The 19,283-nt window shown below is 61.3% G+C and carries 21 protein-coding genes; all 21 read left to right on the top strand.

The genetic code is table 11. From position 1 onward, the window contains the following. The first annotated feature begins 38 nt into the window (after positions 1-38). The 21 genes from fliN to BLO80_RS19400 all read left to right on the top strand — a co-directional run bounded on the left by fliN (position 39) and on the right by BLO80_RS19400 (position 19,212). Positions 39-497: a flagellar motor switch protein FliN gene (gene fliN, locus BLO80_RS19500; protein ID WP_072408512.1), complete on the top strand. Its 459-nt coding sequence runs from the start codon at positions 39-41 to the stop codon at positions 495-497. Continuing rightward, complete coding sequence (gene fliO, locus BLO80_RS19495) at positions 498-935, top strand: flagellar biosynthetic protein FliO (protein ID WP_060738642.1); 438 nt, start codon at positions 498-500, stop codon at positions 933-935. Beyond that, positions 935-1,684: a flagellar type III secretion system pore protein FliP gene (fliP, locus tag BLO80_RS19490; protein ID WP_092331793.1), complete on the top strand. Its 750-nt coding sequence runs from the start codon at positions 935-937 to the stop codon at positions 1,682-1,684. Before fliO ends, fliP begins: the two co-directional genes overlap by 1 nt. Positions 1,685-1,707: 23 nt before the next feature. Next, the gene (gene fliQ / locus BLO80_RS19485) at positions 1,708-1,977 is read left to right on the top strand and encodes a flagellar biosynthesis protein FliQ (RefSeq protein WP_053178505.1); all 270 of its coding nucleotides are present in this window, start codon (positions 1,708-1,710) and stop codon (positions 1,975-1,977) included. Positions 1,978-1,987: 10 nt separating this feature from the next. Beyond that, positions 1,988-2,764, top strand: coding sequence for a flagellar biosynthetic protein FliR (gene fliR, locus BLO80_RS19480; RefSeq protein WP_175459525.1), 777 nt, complete (start codon positions 1,988-1,990; stop codon positions 2,762-2,764). 3 nt (positions 2,765-2,767) lie between these two features. Continuing rightward, positions 2,768-3,904, top strand: a complete 1,137-nt coding sequence (gene flhB / locus BLO80_RS19475; RefSeq protein WP_092331798.1) for a flagellar biosynthesis protein FlhB — start codon at positions 2,768-2,770, stop codon at positions 3,902-3,904. A 101-nt stretch (positions 3,905-4,005) separates the two neighbouring features. Then, positions 4,006-4,689, top strand: coding sequence for a hypothetical protein (locus tag BLO80_RS19470; RefSeq protein WP_092331852.1), 684 nt, complete (start codon positions 4,006-4,008; stop codon positions 4,687-4,689). 134 nt (positions 4,690-4,823) lie between these two features. Further along, positions 4,824-6,953, top strand: a complete 2,130-nt coding sequence (gene flhA / locus BLO80_RS19465; RefSeq protein WP_092331800.1) for a flagellar biosynthesis protein FlhA — start codon at positions 4,824-4,826, stop codon at positions 6,951-6,953. A gap of 11 nt (positions 6,954-6,964) precedes the next feature. Continuing rightward, the gene (gene flhF, locus BLO80_RS19460) at positions 6,965-8,314 is read left to right on the top strand and encodes a flagellar biosynthesis GTPase FlhF (RefSeq protein ID WP_092331803.1); all 1,350 of its coding nucleotides are present in this window, start codon (positions 6,965-6,967) and stop codon (positions 8,312-8,314) included. A 115-nt stretch (positions 8,315-8,429) separates the two neighbouring features. Further along, the gene (gene fleN / locus BLO80_RS19455) at positions 8,430-9,260 is read left to right on the top strand and encodes a flagellar synthesis regulator FleN (protein WP_003184001.1); all 831 of its coding nucleotides are present in this window, start codon (positions 8,430-8,432) and stop codon (positions 9,258-9,260) included. Beyond that, positions 9,257-10,000: an RNA polymerase sigma factor FliA gene (gene fliA, locus BLO80_RS19450; RefSeq protein WP_014337177.1), complete on the top strand. Its 744-nt coding sequence runs from the start codon at positions 9,257-9,259 to the stop codon at positions 9,998-10,000. The genes fleN and fliA overlap by 4 nt, the downstream gene beginning before the upstream one ends. Before the next feature lie 166 nt (positions 10,001-10,166). Then, positions 10,167-10,538 (top strand): chemotaxis response regulator CheY, encoded by a 372-nt coding sequence (locus BLO80_RS19445; protein ID WP_003199125.1) that lies wholly within the window; start codon positions 10,167-10,169, stop codon positions 10,536-10,538. Positions 10,539-10,556: 18 nt separating this feature from the next. Beyond that, positions 10,557-11,342 (top strand): protein phosphatase CheZ, encoded by a 786-nt coding sequence (locus BLO80_RS19440; protein ID WP_060738635.1) that lies wholly within the window; start codon positions 10,557-10,559, stop codon positions 11,340-11,342. 30 nt (positions 11,343-11,372) lie between these two features. Continuing rightward, on the top strand, positions 11,373-13,622 hold the full coding sequence (locus BLO80_RS19435) for a chemotaxis protein CheA (RefSeq protein WP_092331806.1): 2,250 nt from the start codon (positions 11,373-11,375) through the stop codon (positions 13,620-13,622). Positions 13,623-13,670: 48 nt separating this feature from the next. Next, positions 13,671-14,804, top strand: a complete 1,134-nt coding sequence (locus tag BLO80_RS19430) for a protein-glutamate methylesterase/protein-glutamine glutaminase (RefSeq protein ID WP_092331809.1) — start codon at positions 13,671-13,673, stop codon at positions 14,802-14,804. Beyond that, positions 14,804-15,544, top strand: coding sequence for a flagellar motor protein (locus tag BLO80_RS19425; RefSeq protein WP_003199135.1), 741 nt, complete (start codon positions 14,804-14,806; stop codon positions 15,542-15,544). Before BLO80_RS19430 ends, BLO80_RS19425 begins: the two co-directional genes overlap by 1 nt. Before the next feature lie 15 nt (positions 15,545-15,559). Continuing rightward, on the top strand, positions 15,560-16,444 hold the full coding sequence (motD, locus tag BLO80_RS19420; RefSeq protein WP_092331811.1) for a flagellar motor protein MotD: 885 nt from the start codon (positions 15,560-15,562) through the stop codon (positions 16,442-16,444). A gap of 49 nt (positions 16,445-16,493) precedes the next feature. After that, positions 16,494-17,285 (top strand): ParA family protein, encoded by a 792-nt coding sequence (locus tag BLO80_RS19415; RefSeq protein ID WP_092331814.1) that lies wholly within the window; start codon positions 16,494-16,496, stop codon positions 17,283-17,285. Between the two features lie 96 nt (positions 17,286-17,381). Further along, complete coding sequence (locus tag BLO80_RS19410; protein WP_092331816.1) at positions 17,382-18,257, top strand: CheW domain-containing protein; 876 nt, start codon at positions 17,382-17,384, stop codon at positions 18,255-18,257. 72 nt (positions 18,258-18,329) lie between these two features. Continuing rightward, on the top strand, positions 18,330-18,815 hold the full coding sequence (locus tag BLO80_RS19405) for a chemotaxis protein CheW (protein WP_003199144.1): 486 nt from the start codon (positions 18,330-18,332) through the stop codon (positions 18,813-18,815). A gap of 1 nt (position 18,816) precedes the next feature. Then, positions 18,817-19,212 (top strand): DUF2802 domain-containing protein, encoded by a 396-nt coding sequence (locus BLO80_RS19400; RefSeq protein ID WP_092331819.1) that lies wholly within the window; start codon positions 18,817-18,819, stop codon positions 19,210-19,212. Positions 19,213-19,283: the final 71 nt, after the last annotated feature.

Below are 19,283 nucleotides of genomic sequence, written 5' to 3'. Positions count from 1 at the left end.
TACGTTTTTTACTGATTTTTGCCCGCCGAGGACAAATGATGGCTAACGATATGAACACCCAGGATGACCAGGCGCTGGCCGACGAATGGGCTGCGGCCCTGGAAGAAACCGGCGACGCCGGGCAGGCCGACATCGATGCCTTGCTGGCCGCCGACAGCGGTAATCACGGCTCCAACCGCCTGCCGATGGAAGAGTTTGGCAGCGTGCCCAAGAGCAACGAACCGGTGACGCTGGATGGGCCGAACCTGGATGTGATCCTCGACATCCCGGTGTCGATCTCCATGGAAGTGGGCAGCACCGATATCAACATCCGCAACCTGCTGCAGCTCAACCAGGGCTCGGTGATCGAGCTGGACCGCCTGGCCGGCGAGCCGCTCGACGTGCTGGTCAACGGCACCTTGATCGCCCATGGCGAAGTGGTGGTGGTCAACGAGAAGTTCGGCATTCGCCTGACGGACGTGATCAGCCCGAGCGAACGCATCAAGAAGTTGCGCTGAGTGAAAGGTTTCTTCGCCGCAGCGTCGATGCTGCCATTGAGCGTGCTGGCGGCCGAACCGGTTGCCACGGCGGCCGTTGCGCCGGCGGCAGGCAGTGGGGTCGCCGGACAACTGGCGCAACTGGTGCTTGGCTTGCTGTTGGTGCTGGGCTTGATCTTCTTTCTCGCCTGGTTGTTGCGCCGCGTGCAACAGGCGGGACCAACCGGCAAGGGCCAGGTCATCGATATCGTCGGTTCGCGCGCGCTCGGGCCGCGCGACCGACTGGTGCTGGTGCAGGTCGGCAACGAGCAGATCCTGCTGGGCCTGAGCCCGGGCACCATCACCGCCTTGCACGTCCTCAAGGAGCCGGTGCAGGTACCCTCTACCGAGCCGGCCAGCCCCGAATTTGCCCAGCGCCTCATGGAGCTGCTGGGGAAAGACCAGAAGGATAAAAAGTAATGCCGTTGCGCATTCTGTTGGCATTGGCCCTGATGCTGGCCGCACCGTTGGCGTTCGCCGCCGATCCGCTATCGATCCCGGCGATCACACTGGGGACCAACGCCGAAGGGGCCCAGGAGTACTCGGTCAGCCTGCAGATCCTGCTGATCATGACGGCGCTGAGTTTCATCCCGGCGTTCGTCATGCTGATGACCAGTTTCACCCGGATCATCATTGTCTTTTCGATCCTGCGCCAGGCCCTGGGCCTGCAACAGACCCCCTCGAACCAGATCCTCACCGGCATGGCGCTGTTCCTGACCCTGTTCATCATGGCGCCCGTGTTCGATCGGGTGAACCAGGATGCGCTGCAACCCTACCTGGCAGAAAAAATCACGGCTCAAGATGCCGTGGCCAAGGCCGAGGTGCCGATCAAGGATTTCATGCTGGCCCAGACCCGCAGCAGCGATCTGGAGCTGTTCATGCGCCTGTCCAAGCGCACCGACATTCCCAGTGCCGACCAGGCGCCGCTGACGATCCTGGTGCCGGCGTTCGTGACGTCCGAGCTGAAAACCGCGTTCCAGATCGGGTTCATGATCTTCATCCCGTTCCTGATCATTGACCTGGTGGTCGCCAGCGTGCTGATGGCCATGGGTATGATGATGCTCTCGCCGCTGATCATTTCCCTGCCGTTCAAGATCATGCTGTTTGTGCTGGTGGACGGCTGGGCGTTGATCATCGGTACGCTGGCGGGCAGTTTCGGCGGTGTTTAGGCCTTTTGTGCGGGTAGGACGATATGACGCCTGAAGTAGCGGTAGACCTGTTCCGTGAAGCGCTCTGGCTGACCACCGTGATGGTTGCCATCCTGGTGATCCCCAGCCTGCTGGTGGGGTTGCTGGTGGCGATGTTCCAGGCCGCGACCCAGATCAACGAACAGACCTTGAGCTTCCTGCCGCGCCTGCTGGTGATGCTGGTGACGCTGATCGTCGCCGGCCCCTGGATGGTACAAACCTTCATGGAATACATCCTGCAGTTGTACGGCAGTATTCCGCAGTTGATCGGCTGACCTGATGTCGATGCTCGCGCTGACGGACACCCAGATCAGTTCCTGGGTGGCATCGTTCATCCTGCCGCTGTTTCGCGTCACCGCAGTGCTGATGAGCATGCCGGTCTTCGGCACGACCCTGTTGCCCCGGCGCATACGCTTGTATTTTGCCCTGGCGATCACGGTGGTCATCGCACCCGGGCTGCCACCGATGCCGCCGGTCAGTGCCCTGGACCTCAGCGCGCTGATGTTGGTGGCCGAGCAAATCCTCATCGGTACCTTGATGGGGTTCTCGTTGCAGCTGTTCTTTCAGGCTTTCGTGGTGGCCGGGCAAATCATCTCGATTCAGATGGGCATGGCCTTCGCGTCCATGGTCGATCCCGCCAATGGCGTGACGACGGCGGTGATCGGTCAGTTCCTGACGATGCTGGTGACCCTGTTGTTCCTGGCCATGAATGGGCATCTGGTGGTGTTCGAAGTGTTGACCGAGAGCTTTACCACCATGCCGGTGGGCAGTGCGTTCCTGGTCAATCACTTCTGGGAAATCGCCGGCAAGCTCGGTTGGGTGCTGGGTGCGGCGATGGTGCTGGTATTGCCGGCGATCACCGCATTGCTGGTGGTCAACATCGCGTTTGGCGTGATGACCCGCGCGGCGCCGCAATTGAATATTTTCTCCATTGGCTTCCCGCTGACCCTGGTGCTGGGCATGGTGATTTTCTGGGTCAGCCTGGGGGATATCCTCAATCAGTATCAGCCGCTGGCCACCCAGGCCTTGCAGCTTTTACGCGACATGGCACAGGCTCGCTGAACCATGGCCGAGAGCGAGAGTGGTCAGGACAAGACAGAAGACCCCACGGAAAAGCGCCTGCGCGAATCCCGGGAAAAGGGCGAGATTGCCCGCTCCAAGGAGCTCAACACGTTGGCGATCATGCTGGCCGGGGCGGGCGGGTTGCTGATTTATGGCGGCGGGTTGGCCCTGGACCTGCTGGAAATCATGCGTCTGAATTTCTCCTTGCCCCGCGAGGTGCTGCTGTCTCCGGGGGCCATGTCCCAGTATCTGCTGCATTCGGGCAAGATCGCGATCCTGGCGGTGCAGCCGGTCTTGATCTGCTTGCTGCTGGCCGCTTTCATCGGCCCGATTTCCCTGGGGGGCTGGTTGTTCGCCGCCGGTAGCCTGGCTCCAAAGTTCAGCCGGATGAACCCGGCCGCCGGTCTCAAGCGGATGTTTTCCACCACGGCACTGATGGAGCTGCTCAAGGCGTTTGGGAAATTCCTGCTGGTCCTGTTCGTCGCGCTGACGGTGTTGCAGGCCGGCATCGACGATCTGCTGCGCATTGCTCACGAACCGCTGGAGCAGGCGATTATCCACAGCGTGCAGTTGGTGGGCTGGAGTACGTTGTGGATGGCGTGCGGCCTGATCCTGATCGCCGCCATCGACGTGCCGATCCAGCTGTATCAGAGCAAGCAGAAGCTGATGATGACCAAGCAGGAAGTGCGCGACGAGCACAAGGACGCGGAGGGCAAGCCGGAGGTCAAGCAGCGTATCCGTCAATTGCAGCGCGAGGTCTCCCAGCGGCGGATGATGGCGGCCATCCCCGATGCCGATGTGGTCATCACCAACCCGACGCACTACGCCGTCGCCCTCAAATACGACCCCGAAAAAGGCAATGCGCCCGTGCTGCTGGCCAAGGGCAGTGACTTCCTGGCGCTGAAGATCCGTGAGATCGCCGTGGCCAATGAGGTGATGCTGCTCGAGTCCCCGGCGTTGGCGCGATCGATTTACTACTCCACCGAACTCGATCAGGAAATCCCTGGAGGCCTGTACCTGGCCGTGGCCCAGGTATTGGCCTACGTCTACCAGATCCGCCAGCACCGCGCGGGCAAGGGCAAGCGCCCCGAGCCGCTCAAGGACCTGCCGATTCCGCCGGATTTGCGTCGCGACGCCTGACGAGCGCCTGGTACTCCTGCACCTGTCAGTCCTGACAGTAGACAGCCATTCTCTCTGACCATGTAATGCTCCTGGTGGCTCACTCAACCCAGGGGTATGACATGACAACGCGCGAATACAAAAATCTTGGAGGCATGGAGCTGAGCTTCGTGCTGGGGGTGGTCGAGGCCAATCCCGGCGACCGGGCCATCGCTTGTGCGTTCACCTTTGACCTGGCGCTCGATTTTGCGCGCTTCAAGGAAGCGGCAAACAAGTATGTGCCGAATTACCTGGAGAATGAGATCAATGCCATTCGACCTGAACTGGACGGGCTGGCCTACCACCTCTCCTATGATTACTTCGCCGATCAGGCGGGCAAGATCGTAAATAACGCGGCGCTGTTCCATGTCTTCACCGGTCCTGACAGCTATTTTGACGGGTGGTCGAGTGGTGCCATGGAGCGGCGTTATCACAAACCGGTTTTCCAGATCCTTGACGGCAAATTGAGGCTGGCCGCGCGTACGGATTTTCGCTGGGAGGACCCCAAGCGGCTCATCACGATCGCGGATCTCCCGATCATTCGGTTCCAATGGGCGCTGAATGTGATGGAGGGCCACGACGAAAACGTTCCTGGGCAAACTGGGGCGGACATCAAGGCGCCGTCTTCAATGGTGGTGTTCACGTACACGGGCGAAGACCTGATTGAAGTCGAGGGTCTGCAAATGTACAGGGGGATGCGTTATGTCAGGACTGGGGCACTGGATTTTGGCCCGGTCACACCACAACAGATACTGATAGCGCAGTGACCCACCGGTACGTCGCGCCAAGCTGAATGCATGCTGTTGCGAATGTTGGCAGCAAGTTGGAAGGCTTCTTGCAATACCCCGTCTGCGCCCCCTCCGGGCGTCAAAAGTTTGCTTCACAGGAACGGGGAAAATCGGTGGATCGCTCACAGTTACTCAGCACCGCGCGCAGCAATGTCGTAGACCTCAGCCGGGGTAATCTGGGCGTGCCGCTGTTGCTGCTGGTCATGCTCGCCATGATGATGCTGCCGGTGCCGCCGTTCCTGCTGGACGTGTTCTTCACGTTCAACATCGCCCTGTCGATCGTCGTGCTGCTGGTGTGCGTCTACGCCCTGCGGCCACTGGATTTCGCCGTCTTCCCGACCATCCTGCTGGTGGCTACGCTGTTGCGCCTGGCGCTGAACGTGGCGTCCACCCGTGTGGTGATGCTCCATGGCCAGGACGGGCACGCCGCCGCCGGTAAGGTGATCCAGGCCTTCGGTGAGGTGGTGATTGGCGGTAACTACGTGGTCGGTATCGTGGTTTTCGCCATCTTGATGATCATCAACTTCGTCGTGGTGACCAAGGGCGCGGGGCGGATTTCCGAGGTGAGCGCGCGTTTCACTCTCGATGCGATGCCTGGCAAGCAGATGGCGATCGACGCCGACCTCAACGCCGGCCTGATCGACCAGAGCCAGGCCAAGCTGCGTCGCCTGGAAGTGGCCCAGGAAGCCGAGTTCTACGGTTCCATGGACGGTGCCAGCAAATTCGTGCGCGGTGACGCCATCGCCGGCCTGTTGATTCTGTTCATCAACCTGATCGGCGGCATGGCCGTCGGCATCTTCCAGCACAACATGACGTTTGGCGATGCCGGCAGGGTCTACGCCTTGTTGACCATTGGTGACGGTTTGGTGGCGCAATTGCCATCACTGTTGTTATCCACAGCGGCCGCGATCATGGTGACCCGTGCTTCGGGCTCCGAAGACATGGGCAAGCAGATCGGTCGGCAGATGTTCGCCTCGCCCAAGGCCCTGGCCGTTGCCGCTGGCCTGATGGCGGTAATGGGCCTGGTGCCGGGGATGCCCCATATTTCCTTCCTGAGCATGGCGGCCATGGCGGCCGGTGGCGCCTACCTGTTCTGGAAGAAGCAGAACGCACAGAAGGTCCAGGCCCTGCAAGAGGTCAAGCGTCAGCAGGAGTTGCTGCCGTCGCCGGCCCGCGCCATGGAAACCAAGGAACTGGGCTGGGATGACGTGACCCCGATCGACATGATCGGCCTGGAAGTCGGCTATCGCCTGATTCCCTTGGTCGACCGTAACCAGGGTGGTCAGTTGCTGGCGCGGATCAAGGGGGTGCGCAAGAAGCTCTCCCAGGACCTGGGCTTCCTGATGCCCACCGTGCATATCCGCGACAACCTCGACCTGGCGCCGAGCGCCTATCGCCTGACCTTGATGGGGGTGATCCTGGCCGAAGCCGAGATCTACCCCGACCGCGAATTGGCGATCAACCCGGGCCAGGTCTATGGCAGCCTCAACGGCATCACCGCCAAGGATCCGGCTTTCGGCCTGGAAGCGGTGTGGATCGAAATCAGCCAGCGGGCCCAGGCCCAGTCCCTCGGTTATACCGTGGTGGACGCCAGTACCGTGGTGGCGACCCACTTGAACCAGATCCTGTACAAGCACTCCAGCGAGCTGATCGGCCACGAGGAAGTCCAGCAACTCCTGCAAGTGCTGGCCAAAGGCTCGCCGAAACTGGCTGAAGAGCTGGTGCCGGGCGTGGTTTCGTTGTCGCAGTTGCTCAAGGTGCTGCAGGCGCTGCTGGCCGAACAAGTGCCCGTGCGCGACATACGCAGTATCGCCGAGGCCATCGCCAACAACGCCTCCAAGAGTCAAGATACCGCCGCCTTGGTGGCTGCGGTTCGGGTCGGCGTGTCCCGCGCAATCGTCCAAAGCATTGTAGGCACTGAGTCTGAGCTGCCTGTGATCACCTTGGAGCCAAGGTTGGAACAGATATTGCTCAATAGTCTGCAGAAGGCAGGACAAGGCTCGGAAGAGGGTGTTCTGCTGGAGCCAAGCATGGCCGAGAAGCTGCAGCGTTCGCTGATCGAAGCAGCCCAGCGGCAGGAGATGCAAGGCCAACCGGTGATCCTGCTGGTGGCCGGTCCGATTCGCGCGATGCTCTCGCGATTCGGTCGCCTCGCGGTCCCGGGGCTGCATGTGCTGGCGTACCAGGAAATACCGGACAACAAGCAAGTGACCATCGTTGCGACAGTAGGGCCCAACGGCTGAGGTAGTGGTTTATGCAAGTGAAGCGTTTTTTCGCCGCCGACATGCGTCAGGCCATGAAACTGGTTCGTGACGAGCTGGGCGCTGAAGCAGCCATCATTGGCAACCGTCGTATCGCCGGCGGTGTCGAGCTGACGGCGGCCCTGGATTACAAACTGTCTGCGCTGGCCCCGCGGGTTCCGAACATGGAACTCGAAGACGAGCTGCGCAAGACCCAATCGCGTATCGCCAGCGCCCAGGCCGAACTGAGCCTGCGCAGCAGCGAAGGCGAGGGTGCCCCGGGTACCAATCGTCAATTGTTCGCCGGTCAGCCACTGACCGCCGGCCTGCCGTTGACCGCTGCCGAGCCGCTGATCGAGCAGGCCCAGGCCCAACCGCGTCGTCCGGAGCCGGCACCCGCCGCGCCTGCCCGTGGGCTCGACCCGCGCGCCCTGGACTCGATGCGCTTCGAACTCAACAGCCTGCGCGAGCTGATGGAAGTCCAACTCGGCTCCCTGGCCTGGAACCAACTGCAAGGCAGCCGTCCGGCCCAGGCCAACCTGTGGCGTCGCCTGCAACGCATCGGCTTGTCCGGCCCGCTGTCCCGGGACTTGCTGGCGCTGATCAATGGTATCGAAGAGCCTCGCCAGGCCTGGCGCATGTTGCTGGCGCACCTGGCGCGGATGATCGCCACGCCGGAAGTCGAGCCGCTGGAGGAGGGCGGGGTGATTGCCATGGTCGGTCCTGCCGGCATGGGCAAGACCACCACCCTGGCCAAGCTCGCCGCCCGTTATGTACTCAAGTACGGCGCCCAGAGCATCGCCCTGGTGAGCATGGACAGTTTCCGCATCGGTGCACAGGAACAACTCAAGACCCTGGGCCGGATCCTCAATGTGTCGGTGACTCATGTGGATCCGGGCCAATCCCTGGCCCAGGCGCTGGAGCCGCTGCTGCGCAAACGCGTCGTGCTGATCGATACCGCGGGCCTGCAAGCCAGCGATCCGGCCCTGCGCATGCAGCTCGAAAGCCTGGCCGGACGCGGTATCAGGTCAAAAAATTATCTCGTGTTGGCAACCACCAGCCAGAAACAGGTTCTAACCGCCGCATACCACAGCTACAAACGCTGCGGACTGGCTGGCTGCATCCTGACCAAGCTGGACGAAACGGCAAGCCTGGGCGAGGTACTGAGCCTGGCGATCGGTCATGAACTGCCGGTGGCCTACCTGACCGATGGGCCGCGGATCCCGGATGATTTGCATCTGCCGCGCCGTCATCAACTGGTCAGCCGTGCCGTGAGTGTGCAAATGCAGGAAGAACCCAGCGAAGAAGCCATGGCTGACATGTTCGCTGACATCTACCACAGTCCGACCAAACAGGTCGGCTGAGGTAATCATGAATATTTTTTGTACCTACATCGATGGTCTGCCATGCATTGTTCCTTATGCGAACGCGCAGCCAGTAATGTGGCCTCCGTCTAAGAAGACAAGGTAAAGAACGAACATGGGCAGCATGCATCCCGTACAGGTGATCGCGGTGACCGGCGGCAAAGGTGGCGTCGGGAAGACTAACGTGTCAGTGAACTTGTCCCTGGCTCTGGCAGAGCTTGGCCGACGGGTCATGCTGCTGGACGCCGACCTGGGCCTGGCGAACGTCGACGTGCTGCTGGGGCTCACCCCCAAACGCACCCTGGCGGACGTGATCGAGGGCCGTTGCGAACTGCGTGACGTGCTGCTGCAGGGGCCGGGCGGGATTCGCATCGTGCCGGCTGCCTCCGGCACCCAGAGCATGGTTCACCTGACCCCGGCCCAGCACGCGGGACTGATCCAGGCCTTCAGCGACATCGGCGACAACCTCGATGTGCTGGTGATCGACACCGCGGCCGGCATCGGCGACTCGGTCGTCAGTTTCGTCCGCGCCGCCCAGGAAGTGCTGCTGGTGGTCTGCGACGAACCGACGTCCATCACCGACGCCTACGCCCTGATCAAACTGCTGAACCGCGACTATGGCATGAACCGCTTCCGCGTCCTGGCCAATATGGCCCAGAGCCCGCAGGAAGGGCGCAACCTGTTCGCCAAGTTGACCAAGGTCACCGATCGCTTCCTGGATGTCGCCCTACAATACGTCGGCGCCGTGCCGTACGACGAAAGCGTACGCAAGGCCGTCCAGAAGCAACGTGCCGTTTATGAAGCTTTTCCACGTTCCAAATGCGCGCTGGCGTTCAAGGCGATCGCCCAGAAGGTCGATACCTGGCCACTGCCGGCCAACCCCCGCGGGCATCTGGAATTTTTCGTCGAGCGTCTTGTGCAACAAACAGCAGGGCCCGTGCTATGACAGCCAGCGGTTACAACCATCTCTATAAAAAATCGGCACGGGACGCCCAATACGAATTGATCGAGCGTTATGCGCCACTGGTCAAGCGTATTGCCTACCACTTGCTGGCGCGGTTGCCGGCCAGTGTCCAGGTCGAGGACTTGATCCAGGCCGGCATGATCGGCCTGCTTGAAGTGTCGAACAAATACGACGCCAGCAAAGGTGCCAGTTTCGAGACCTATGCCGGTATTCGCATTCGCGGGGCGATGCTCGATGAAGTCCGCAAGGGCGATTGGGCGCCGCGTTCGGTGCACCGCAATACCCGCATGGTCAGTGACGCGATTCGGGCAATTGAAGCGAAAACTGGGCGTGACGCTAAAGATCACGAAGTTGCGGCCGAACTCCAGTTGAGTCTCGACGATTATTACGGGATCTTGAACGATACCTTGGGCAGCCGCCTGTTCAGTTTCGACGACCTCTTGCAGGACGGCGAACACGAAGGGCTGCACGAGGATAACGCGAGTGCTCACATGGAGCCGTCGCGCGACCTGGAAGATGAACGTTTCCAGAGTGCGCTGGCGGATGCGATTGCCAATTTGCCGGAGCGTGAGCGGCTGGTCTTGGCGCTGTACTACGACGAAGAGCTGAACCTCAAGGAAATCGGTGAGGTTCTGGGGGTCAGCGAATCGCGGGTCAGCCAGTTACACAGCCAGTGCGCGGCCCGTTTGCGGGGGCGTTTGGGGGAGTGGCGAGCGCGCTGACAGGCAGTGTGGGGACACTGCGACGAGGCTGGCTTGGCAAGTGCTGCGCCAGTCTCCATCCGTTGTGCTCCAGACCGTTGTCGAGTGTTGTGCCGGATTGATTGAAATGGCGCGTCCAGGTGCTGGGCGCGTTTAAGACTGCTTGGAGGTCGAATTGGACAAGAACATGAAAATCCTCATCGTTGATGACTTCTCAACGATGCGGCGGATCATTAAAAACCTGTTGCGTGACCTTGGGTTCACCAACACGGCCGAAGCAGATGACGGGACCACTGCGCTCCCGATGTTGCACAGTGGCAACTTCGATTTTCTGGTCACCGACTGGAACATGCCGGGCATGACCGGTATCGACCTGCTGCGCCAAGTGCGTGCCGACGAAAAACTCAAGCATCTTCCGGTGTTGATGGTCACTGCCGAAGCCAAGCGCGAGCAGATCATCGAAGCGGCCCAGGCCGGTGTGAACGGCTATGTGGTCAAACCCTTCACGGCCCAGGCGTTGAAAGAGAAGATCGAAAAAATCTTCGAACGCATCGGTTAACGGCGCCACGGGGGAGCTATGGACAACGAATCTTCAATGGGCGATTTCGAATCGACCCTGAAAAAACATGCCCGCGAACTGGTCGACAGCCTTGAAAAAGGTCGCTTTGGCGATGCGGTTCAAATGATCCATGAGCTCAACCAGACCCGTGACCGCGGTCTGTATCAGGAAGTGGGCAAGCTCACGCGTGAACTGCACAGTGCGATTGTCAATTTCCAGATCGACCCGCACATGCCGCAGGCCGAGGAAGTCTCGCAGATCACCGACGCCACCGAGCGCCTGGGGTATGTGGTCAAGCTGACCGAAGCCGCGGCCAACCGCACCATGGACCTGGTGGAAAGCGCTACGCCGCTGGTCAATGGCCTGAGCGAAGAAGCCCAGGCCTTGAGCACCGACTGGGGCCGGTTCATGCGTCGTGAAGTCGGTGCTGAAGAGTTTCGGGAGCTGGCCCGCCGGGTCGACGGCTTCCTGACGCGCAGCAGCACCGAGAACCGCGCCGTGGCAAGCAACCTCAACGACATTCTGCTGGCCCAGGACTATCAAGACCTGACCGGCCAGGTGATCAAGCGTGTGACCCAGTTGGTCACCGAAGTGGAAAGCAACCTGCTCAAACTGGTGTTGATGGCCAGCCAGGTCGACCGCTTTGCAGGCATCGAACACGACCGTGAAGCGATGCTTGCTGAAAAAGATCCACAAAAACATCTCTCTCAGGGTGAAGGTCCGCAAATTCATGCCGATAAAAGAGAAGACGTTATGTCCGGTCAGGACGATGTGGACGATTTGCTGTCCAGCCTTGGATTCTGAGTTTTAGCCCTGTTTTAGGAGCAGCCATTAATGAGCTTCGGCGCCGATGAAGAGATCCTTCAGGATTTCCTGGTTGAGGCCGGCGAGATTCTAGAGCAACTGTCTGAGCAACTGGTCGAGCTGGAAAGTCGACCCGATGATGCAGACTTGCTCAATGCAATTTTTCGCGGTTTCCACACTGTAAAAGGAGGCGCCGGCTTCCTCCAGCTCAACGAGCTGGTGGAGTGCTGTCACATTGCCGAGAACGTGTTCGACATCCTGCGCAAGGGTGAGCGCCGCGTTGACTCGGAATTGATGGACGTGGTGCTCGAAGCGCTGGATGCGGTCAACAGCATGTTCAGCGAAGTGCGCGAGCGCTCGCCGATCACCCCTGCCACCCCCGAGTTGCTCGCCGCGTTGGCACGCCTGGCCGAGCCGCAATCGGCTGACGAAGCGGCACCGGTTGCCGAAGCGGTGGTTGAAGAGCCGGTCGCCGAAGAATCGGGCGACATCACCGATAACGAATTCGAACAGCTGCTGGACTCCCTGAATACCGTCAAGGCCCAGGCCGAGGCGCCAGCCGCTCAGGTCGCACCTGCTGCACAAGCCGCCGGGGCTGGCAGCGATGAAATCACCGATGCCGAGTTCGAGTCGCTGCTCGACCAGCTTCACGGCAAAGGCCAGTTCGCACCGGATGCGGTCGTCCCGCCGACGGCCCCGGCCGCCCCGAAAGCGGCGGGTGACAGCTCCGACATCACCGACGACGAATTCGAAGCGCTGCTCGACCAGTTGCATGGCAAGGGCACCTTTGCCGTTGACGCGCTGGATTCGGCCATCGCTTCAGCACCGACCCCGGCCAAGCCTGCCGCCGCTGCCGCTGGCAGCGATCTGATCAGCGACCACGAATTCGAATCGCTGCTCGATGAATTGCATGGCAAGGGCAAGTTCAGCGAAGTCGGTACGGCGTCTGCCGCGCCTGCCGCCACTGCGGCGGCACCGGCGAAGGCTGCTGCGCCCAAACCCGCTGCCAAGGCACCGGAACCCAAGGCCGAGCCCGCCAAGCCTGCCGCTGCCGCCGCGGCGCCAGCCCGGGCTCCGGCGGCTGCACCAGCGGAAAAACCGGCCAGCGAAGCCGAGACCACCGTTCGGGTCGACACTGCGCGCCTGGACGAGATCATGAACATGGTCGGCGAACTGGTGCTGGTGCGTAACCGTCTGGTGCGCCTGGGCCTCAACAGCCAGGACGAAGCCATGTCCAAGGCCGTGTCGAACCTCGACGTGGTCACGGCCGATCTGCAGACCGCGGTCATGAAGACCCGGATGCAGCCGATCAAGAAAGTCTTCGGGCGCTTCCCGCGCTTGGTTCGCGACCTGGCTCGCCAGCTCAAGAAAGAAATCAACCTGGAACTGGTGGGTGAAGAAACCGACCTCGACAAGAACCTTGTCGAGGCCCTGGCCGACCCGCTGGTCCACTTGGTGCGCAACGCGGTCGACCACGGCATCGAGTCGCCGGAAGAACGCGAAGCGTCGGGCAAGGTCCGCAGCGGCAAGGTGATCCTGGCCGCCGAGCAGGAAGGCGACCATATCCTGCTGTCGATCTCCGACGACGGCAAAGGCATGGACCCCAACGTGCTGCGTTCCATCGCGGTGAAACGCGGTGTAATGGACAAGGATGCCGCCGACCGCCTGAGCGACACCGAGTGCTACAACCTGATCTTCGCCCCGGGTTTCTCGACCAAGACCGAGATTTCCGACGTGTCGGGCCGTGGCGTGGGCATGGACGTGGTGAAAACCAAGATTTCCCAGCTCAACGGTTCGATCAACATCTACTCGACCAAGGGCCACGGCTCGAAGATCGTCATCAAGGTCCCGTTGACCTTGGCGATCATGCCGACCCTGATGGTGATGCTGGGCAACCAGGCCTTCGCCTTCCCGCTGGTCAACGTCAACGAGATCTTCCACCTCGACCTGTCGCGCACCAACGTGGTCGACGGCCAGGAAGTGGTGATCGTACGGGACAAGGCATTGCCGCTGTTCTACCTCAAGCGCTGGCTGGTCAGCTCCGCGGCTCATGTGGAACAGGGCGAGGGCCATGTGGTGATCCTTTCGGTGGGCACCCAGCGGATCGGCTTCGTCGTCGATCAGTTGGTGGGCCAGGAAGAAGTGGTCATCAAGCCGTTGGGCAAGATGCTACAGGGCACCCCGGGCATGTCCGGCGCCACCATCACCGGCGACGGCCGCATCGCGTTGATTCTCGATGTGCCAAGCATGCTCAAGCGTTACGCCGCCCGGCGTATTTGATTCTGGAGGAGGGCGGCCCAGGGCCGCGCCTCGTCTAACGGAGTGTTTATGGTAGTTAAAGTCCTGGTGGTGGACGATTCGGGTTTTTTCCGTCGCCGCGTCTCGGAAATTCTTTCGGCGGACACGAGTATTCAGGTCGTCGGTACCGCGACTAATGGCAAAGAGGCGATCGATCAGGCCCTGGCACTCAAGCCGGACGTGATTACCATGGACTACGAGATGCCGATGATGGACGGCATCACGGCCGTGCGGCATATCATGCAGCGCTGCCCGACCCCGGTCTTGATGTTCTCGTCCCTGACTCACGAAGGCGCCCGGGTAACCCTCGATGCGCTGGACGCCGGGGCGGTGGATTTCCTGCCGAAGAATTTCGAAGACATTTCGCGCAACCCCGACAAGGTTCGGCAGTTGCTGTGCGAAAAGGTCCACAGCATTTCCCGCAGCAATCGTCGTGTCGGTGCCTACAGCACACCGGCGCCAGCCCCGGTTGCGACGCCAAGCCCTGCGCCAGCGCCGACGGCATCGAGCGGCTTCAATCCGGCCCCGGTACGCAGCGCCCCGGCACCTGCGCCGACGCGTTCGGCACCTGCCAGTGCAACGTCGCCGGCCCCTAAGCGCAAAGCCTACAAGTTGGTGGCGATCGGTACGTCCACAGGCGGCCCGGTGGCGCTGCAACGGGTCCTGACCCAGTTGCCGGCCAACTTCCCGGCGCCCATCGTGCTGATCCAGCACATGCCGGCGGCGTTCACCAAGGCGTTTGCCGAGCGTCTGGACAAGCTGTGCAACATCAACGTCAAGGAAGCCGAGGATGGTGACATCCTGCGTCCGGGCCTGGCCTTGTTGGCGCCGGGTGGCAAGCAGATGATGATCGACGGCCGCGGTGCGGTGAAGATCCTGCCGGGCGATGAGCGCCTGAACTACAAGCCTTGCGTGGACATTACCTTCGGTTCCGCGGCCAAGTCCTACGGTGACAAAGTTCTGGCGGTGGTGCTCACCGGCATGGGAGCCGACGGTCGCGAAGGCGCACGGCTGCTCAAGCAGGGCGGCAGTGCGATCTGGGCCCAGGACGAAGCCAGTTGCGTGATCTACGGCATGCCGATGGCTATCGTCAAAGCCGATCTTGCCGATGCGGTGTACGGTCTGGACGACATCGGTAGACACCTGGTCGAGGCCTGCCTGTAATGGATGTGCTCAGCCTGATTGGCATCATCATGGCGTTCGTCGCCATCATAGGCGGCAATTATCTGGAAGGCGGTCATCTGGGCGCGCTGGCCAACGGCCCGGCGGCGTTGATCGTGCTGGGTGGCACCATTGGCGCGGCGCTGTTGCAGTCGCCCATGAGCGCTTTCAAGCGGGCCATGCAGGTGCTGATCTGGATTCTGTTCCCGCCCCGTGTCGACCTGGCCGGTGGCATCGACCGCGTGGTGAACTGGAGCCTGACCGCTCGCAAGGAAGGCCTGCTGGGCCTGGAAGGGGTGGCTGACGCCGAACCCGACAGCTACTCACGCAAAGGCCTGCAATTGCTGGTGGACGGCGCCGAGCCGGAAGCCATCCGCAGCATCCTGGAGGTGGATTTCTACACCCAGGAAAGCCGTGACATCGAAGCGGCCAAAGTCTTCGAAAGCATGGGCGGCTACGCGCCGACCATTGGCATCATCGGTGCGGTGATGGGCCTGATCCATGTGATGGGCAACCTGGCCGATCCATCGCAACTGGGCAGCGGCATCGCCGTGGCCTTCGTCGCCACGATCTACGGCGTGGCCAGTGCCAACCTGGTGCTGCTGCCCATCGCGGCCAAACTCAAGTCCATCGCGTTGCGCCAGTCGCGCTATCGCGAAATGCTGCTGGAAGGGATCCTGTCGATCGCCGAAGGTGAAAATCCGCGTTCCATTGAGTTGAAGCTCCAGGGTTTCATGGACTGATGGGAGGCATGGGAAATGGCACGTCGCAGGCATCGTGAAGAACACGTCAACCATGAACGCTGGCTGGTTTCCTATGCCGACTTCATCACGTTGCTGTTCGCTTTTTTCGTGGTCATGTATTCGATTTCGTCGGTCAACGAAGGCAAATATAAAGTCATTTCCGAGGCGTTGATCGGGGTCTTTACCGACTCCGACCGCGCCCTCAAGCCGATTCCCATCGGTGAAGAGCGGCCCAAGACCACCACTCCGGCCAAACCCTTGGTCAAGGACAGCGAGCAGGTCGATGCCGGTATCGCCGGCAGTAGCGATCCGTTGAAAAGCATCGCCGACGACATCAGCGCGGCGTTCGGTGACCTGATCAGCTCCAACCAGATGACCGTGCGCGGCAACGAGCTGTGGGTCGAGATCGAACTCAATTCCAGCCTGTTGTTCGGCAGCGGCGACGCCATGCCCAGCGACATGGCGTTCAACATCATCGATAAGGTCGCGACGATCCTCAAGCCCTTCGACAACCCGATCCATGTCGAAGGTTTCACGGACGACCAGCCGATCCGTACCGCGCAATACCCGACCAACTGGGAACTGTCCTCGGCCCGTTCGGCGAGCATCGTGCGCATGCTGGCGATGCAGGGCGTTAACCCCGGTCGCCTGGCCTCGGTGGGCTACGGTGAGTTCCAGCCGGTGGCCAACAACGCCACGGCCGAGGGGCGTGCGCGCAACCGGCGGGTGGTGCTGGTGGTGTCGCGTAACCTCGATGTACGTCGTAGCCTGACCGGTACCGGTACGGCCAATGCAACCCCGGATGCGGCATTGAAGCGGGCTGGCACACAAACTGCACCGGCTCCGGTCAAGTCGCCGGGAAGACAGAGTGCCGTCAATTCTCCGTCACCCGCTTTATAACCGAGCTATTTCTCGGCCGAGCCTGTTTCGGCCGGGAGGAACGATCCGAATGAGAGTCTGGGCAGTCGCCAATCAAAAAGGTGGTGTGGGCAAGACCACATCTTCCATCGCTTTAGCCGGGTTGCTGGCCGAGGCGGGCAAGCGCGTGGTCATCGTCGATCTGGACCCCCATGGCTCGATGACCAGCTATTTCGGCTACGATCCCGACAGCCTGGAACACAGCAACTTCGACCTGTTCCTGCACAAGGGTGTCGTGCCCGAGGGCTTGCCGGGGCAATTGTTGTTGTCCACCAGCGACGAACGGATTTCCCTGTTGCCGTCGAGCACCGCCCTGGCCACCCTGGAGCGACAATCGCCCGGGCAGAGCGGCCTGGGCCTGGTGATCGCCAAGAGTCTGGCGCAGCTGTGGCAGGATTTCGATTACGCGATCATCGACAGCCCGCCGTTGCTGGGATTGCTGATGGTCAATGCTCTGGCCGCCAGTCAGCAATTGGTGATCCCCGTGCAGACCGAACATTTGGCCGTCAAGGGGCTGGAACGCATGGTCAATACACTGGCGATGGTCAATCGCTCGCGCAAACAGACGCTGGCCTTCAACATCGTACCGACGCTGTTCGACCGTCGCACCCAGGCGTCCCTGGGGACCCTGCGGGTGTTACGGGACAAGTACCCGGATGCCATCTGGCAGGGTTATATCCCCGTCGACACCCGCCTGCGGGATGCCAGCCGGGCCGGTGTGACCCCTTCGCAATTCGATGGCAAGAGCCGTGGCGTGCTGGCTTACCGAGCGCTGCTCAAGCATCTGCTGGCCCAACAGCTTGTTTCGCAGCAGGTGGCTTAAGGTGACGAGGCTTTCCACTGGCAGTGTGTTCGCTTGCGAACGCTCAAGTCCTGCCGCATTCATGCCGATAACCTCTTCAAGTGGCGCACTGTTCCTATGAGCCGCCCAGTAAAGACAACCTCGCGTCCGCAAATGGCCCTGCAGTCCTATCTGGATGGGCTGTTGCAGGAAGCGACCGAAGAACTGCCACCGCCGCCAGGCGTGATCGAGGCGTTGCCCGAACACGTCGAAGCCGAGGGTGTGCTGGATGAATTTCAAGCGGCCGTGCTCGAAGAGCAGGCCCGTGACGCACAGAAATCAGTGGTGGCCGCGGCGGTCGAAGCACCGTTCATCAAGCCACAGCTGGCGGTAATGGAGGCACCTGCTCCGATCCTGGCGCCGGTCTCGACCGTTGCCCCGTTGCTGCAAGGGCTGGTGACGCCGGTGGTGGAAGTCCACTTGCCGCCGAGCAACCCACCGCCGCCGGTGCCGGGCGACGACCGTCCGGCCTGGGCCGCCGAGCCGTTCGAGTGTTTGTTGTTCGATGTGGCCGGGTTGACCCTGGCGGTGCCGCTGGTCTGCCTGGGATCGATTTACTCCCTGGCCGGGCAGGAGCTGACGCCGTTGTTCGGCCAGCCGGAATGGTTCCTCGGGATCCTGCCGAGCCAGGCGGGCAACCTGAAGGTACTGGATACGGCACGCTGGGTGATGCCGGACCGTTATCGCGATGATTTTCGCCAGGGCCTGCAATACGTGATTTCGGTGCAAGGTTATGAGTGGGGATTGGCGGTGCACCAGGTCAGCCGTTCGCTGCGCCTGGATCCGAACGAGATCAAGTGGCGCAGCCATCGAGGGCAACGGCCATGGCTGGCCGGTACGGTGATCGAGCACATGTGCGCCTTGCTGGACGTTGCCGAGCTGGCGGAGTTGATCGCCAGCGGCGGGGCAAAACACCTGGGCGGCAGCAAGAAGCCGGTCCAGAAACCGAAATAAGACAACCGGTGGCGCACAGCGTCGCCGGACAGAATACACGCCGCCACAGGCGGTTTTTCGAGGGGTCAAGGTATGAATGATAAGGCGTCGTCTCAAAAGGGTTCTGAAGATCCGATTCTGCAATGGGTGACCTTCAAGCTCGATAACGAAACCTACGGCATCAACGTGATGCGCGTTCAGGAAGTGCTGCGCTATACCGAGATCGCCCCGGTACCGGGTGCACCCAGCTATGTGCTGGGCATCATCAACCTGCGTGGCAACGTGGTCACCGTGATCGATACCCGTCAGCGCTTCGGCCTGATGAACGCCGAGATCAGCGACAACACCCGGATCGTCATCATCGAAGCCGACAAGCAAGTGGTTGGCATCATGGTCGACAGCGTCGCCGAAGTGGTTTACTTGCGTCAGTCGGAAATCGAGACGGCGCCGAACGTGGGTAACGAAGAGTCCGCCAAGTTCATTCAAGGCGTGTGCAACAAGAATAACGAGTTGCTGATTCTGGTTGAACTGGACAAGATGATGAGCGAAGAAGAGTGGTCGGAACTGGAGAGTATCTGATTTGATTCTTGAGGTAGCAGTCATTGCCCTGTTCCTTTTCTGGGCAGGTACGCTGGCGATGTTCCTGGCATACATACGTGGCCAGCGGCAGATTGCCGCTCAGCAGGCCCAGGGCGATGCGCTGCGCGACCAGCGCATCAAGGACCTGGCCAAGCGCGTCGACGATTACCAGAACGGCACCGTGCGCATGGGCGAAGCGCTCCATGAGCTGCGTGCCGTGGTTGCGCCGTTGCCGGACAAACTCGCCCAGTTGGAACAGCGTGACCCCTCCAGCCTGTCCTTCGCCCAGGCCGCCCGCCTGGTGGGCATGGGCGCCAGCGTCGACGAACTGACCCAAGCCTGCGGCCTGACCCAAGCCGAGGCGGAGTTGATGAGCAAGCTGCACCGAGGCGGCTGATCGCTTTCTTCGCAGAACCCATGTGGGAGCGAGCTTGCTCGCGATAGCGGTGTGACCGTCGACAGCGATGT

The sequence above is a fragment of the Pseudomonas sp. NFACC56-3 genome (assembly GCF_900100025.1).
In the GTDB taxonomy this organism is placed as follows: Bacteria; Pseudomonadota; Gammaproteobacteria; order Pseudomonadales; family Pseudomonadaceae; genus Aquipseudomonas; species Aquipseudomonas fluorescens_AA.
This window is presented reverse-complemented; position numbering and strand designations above follow the sequence as displayed.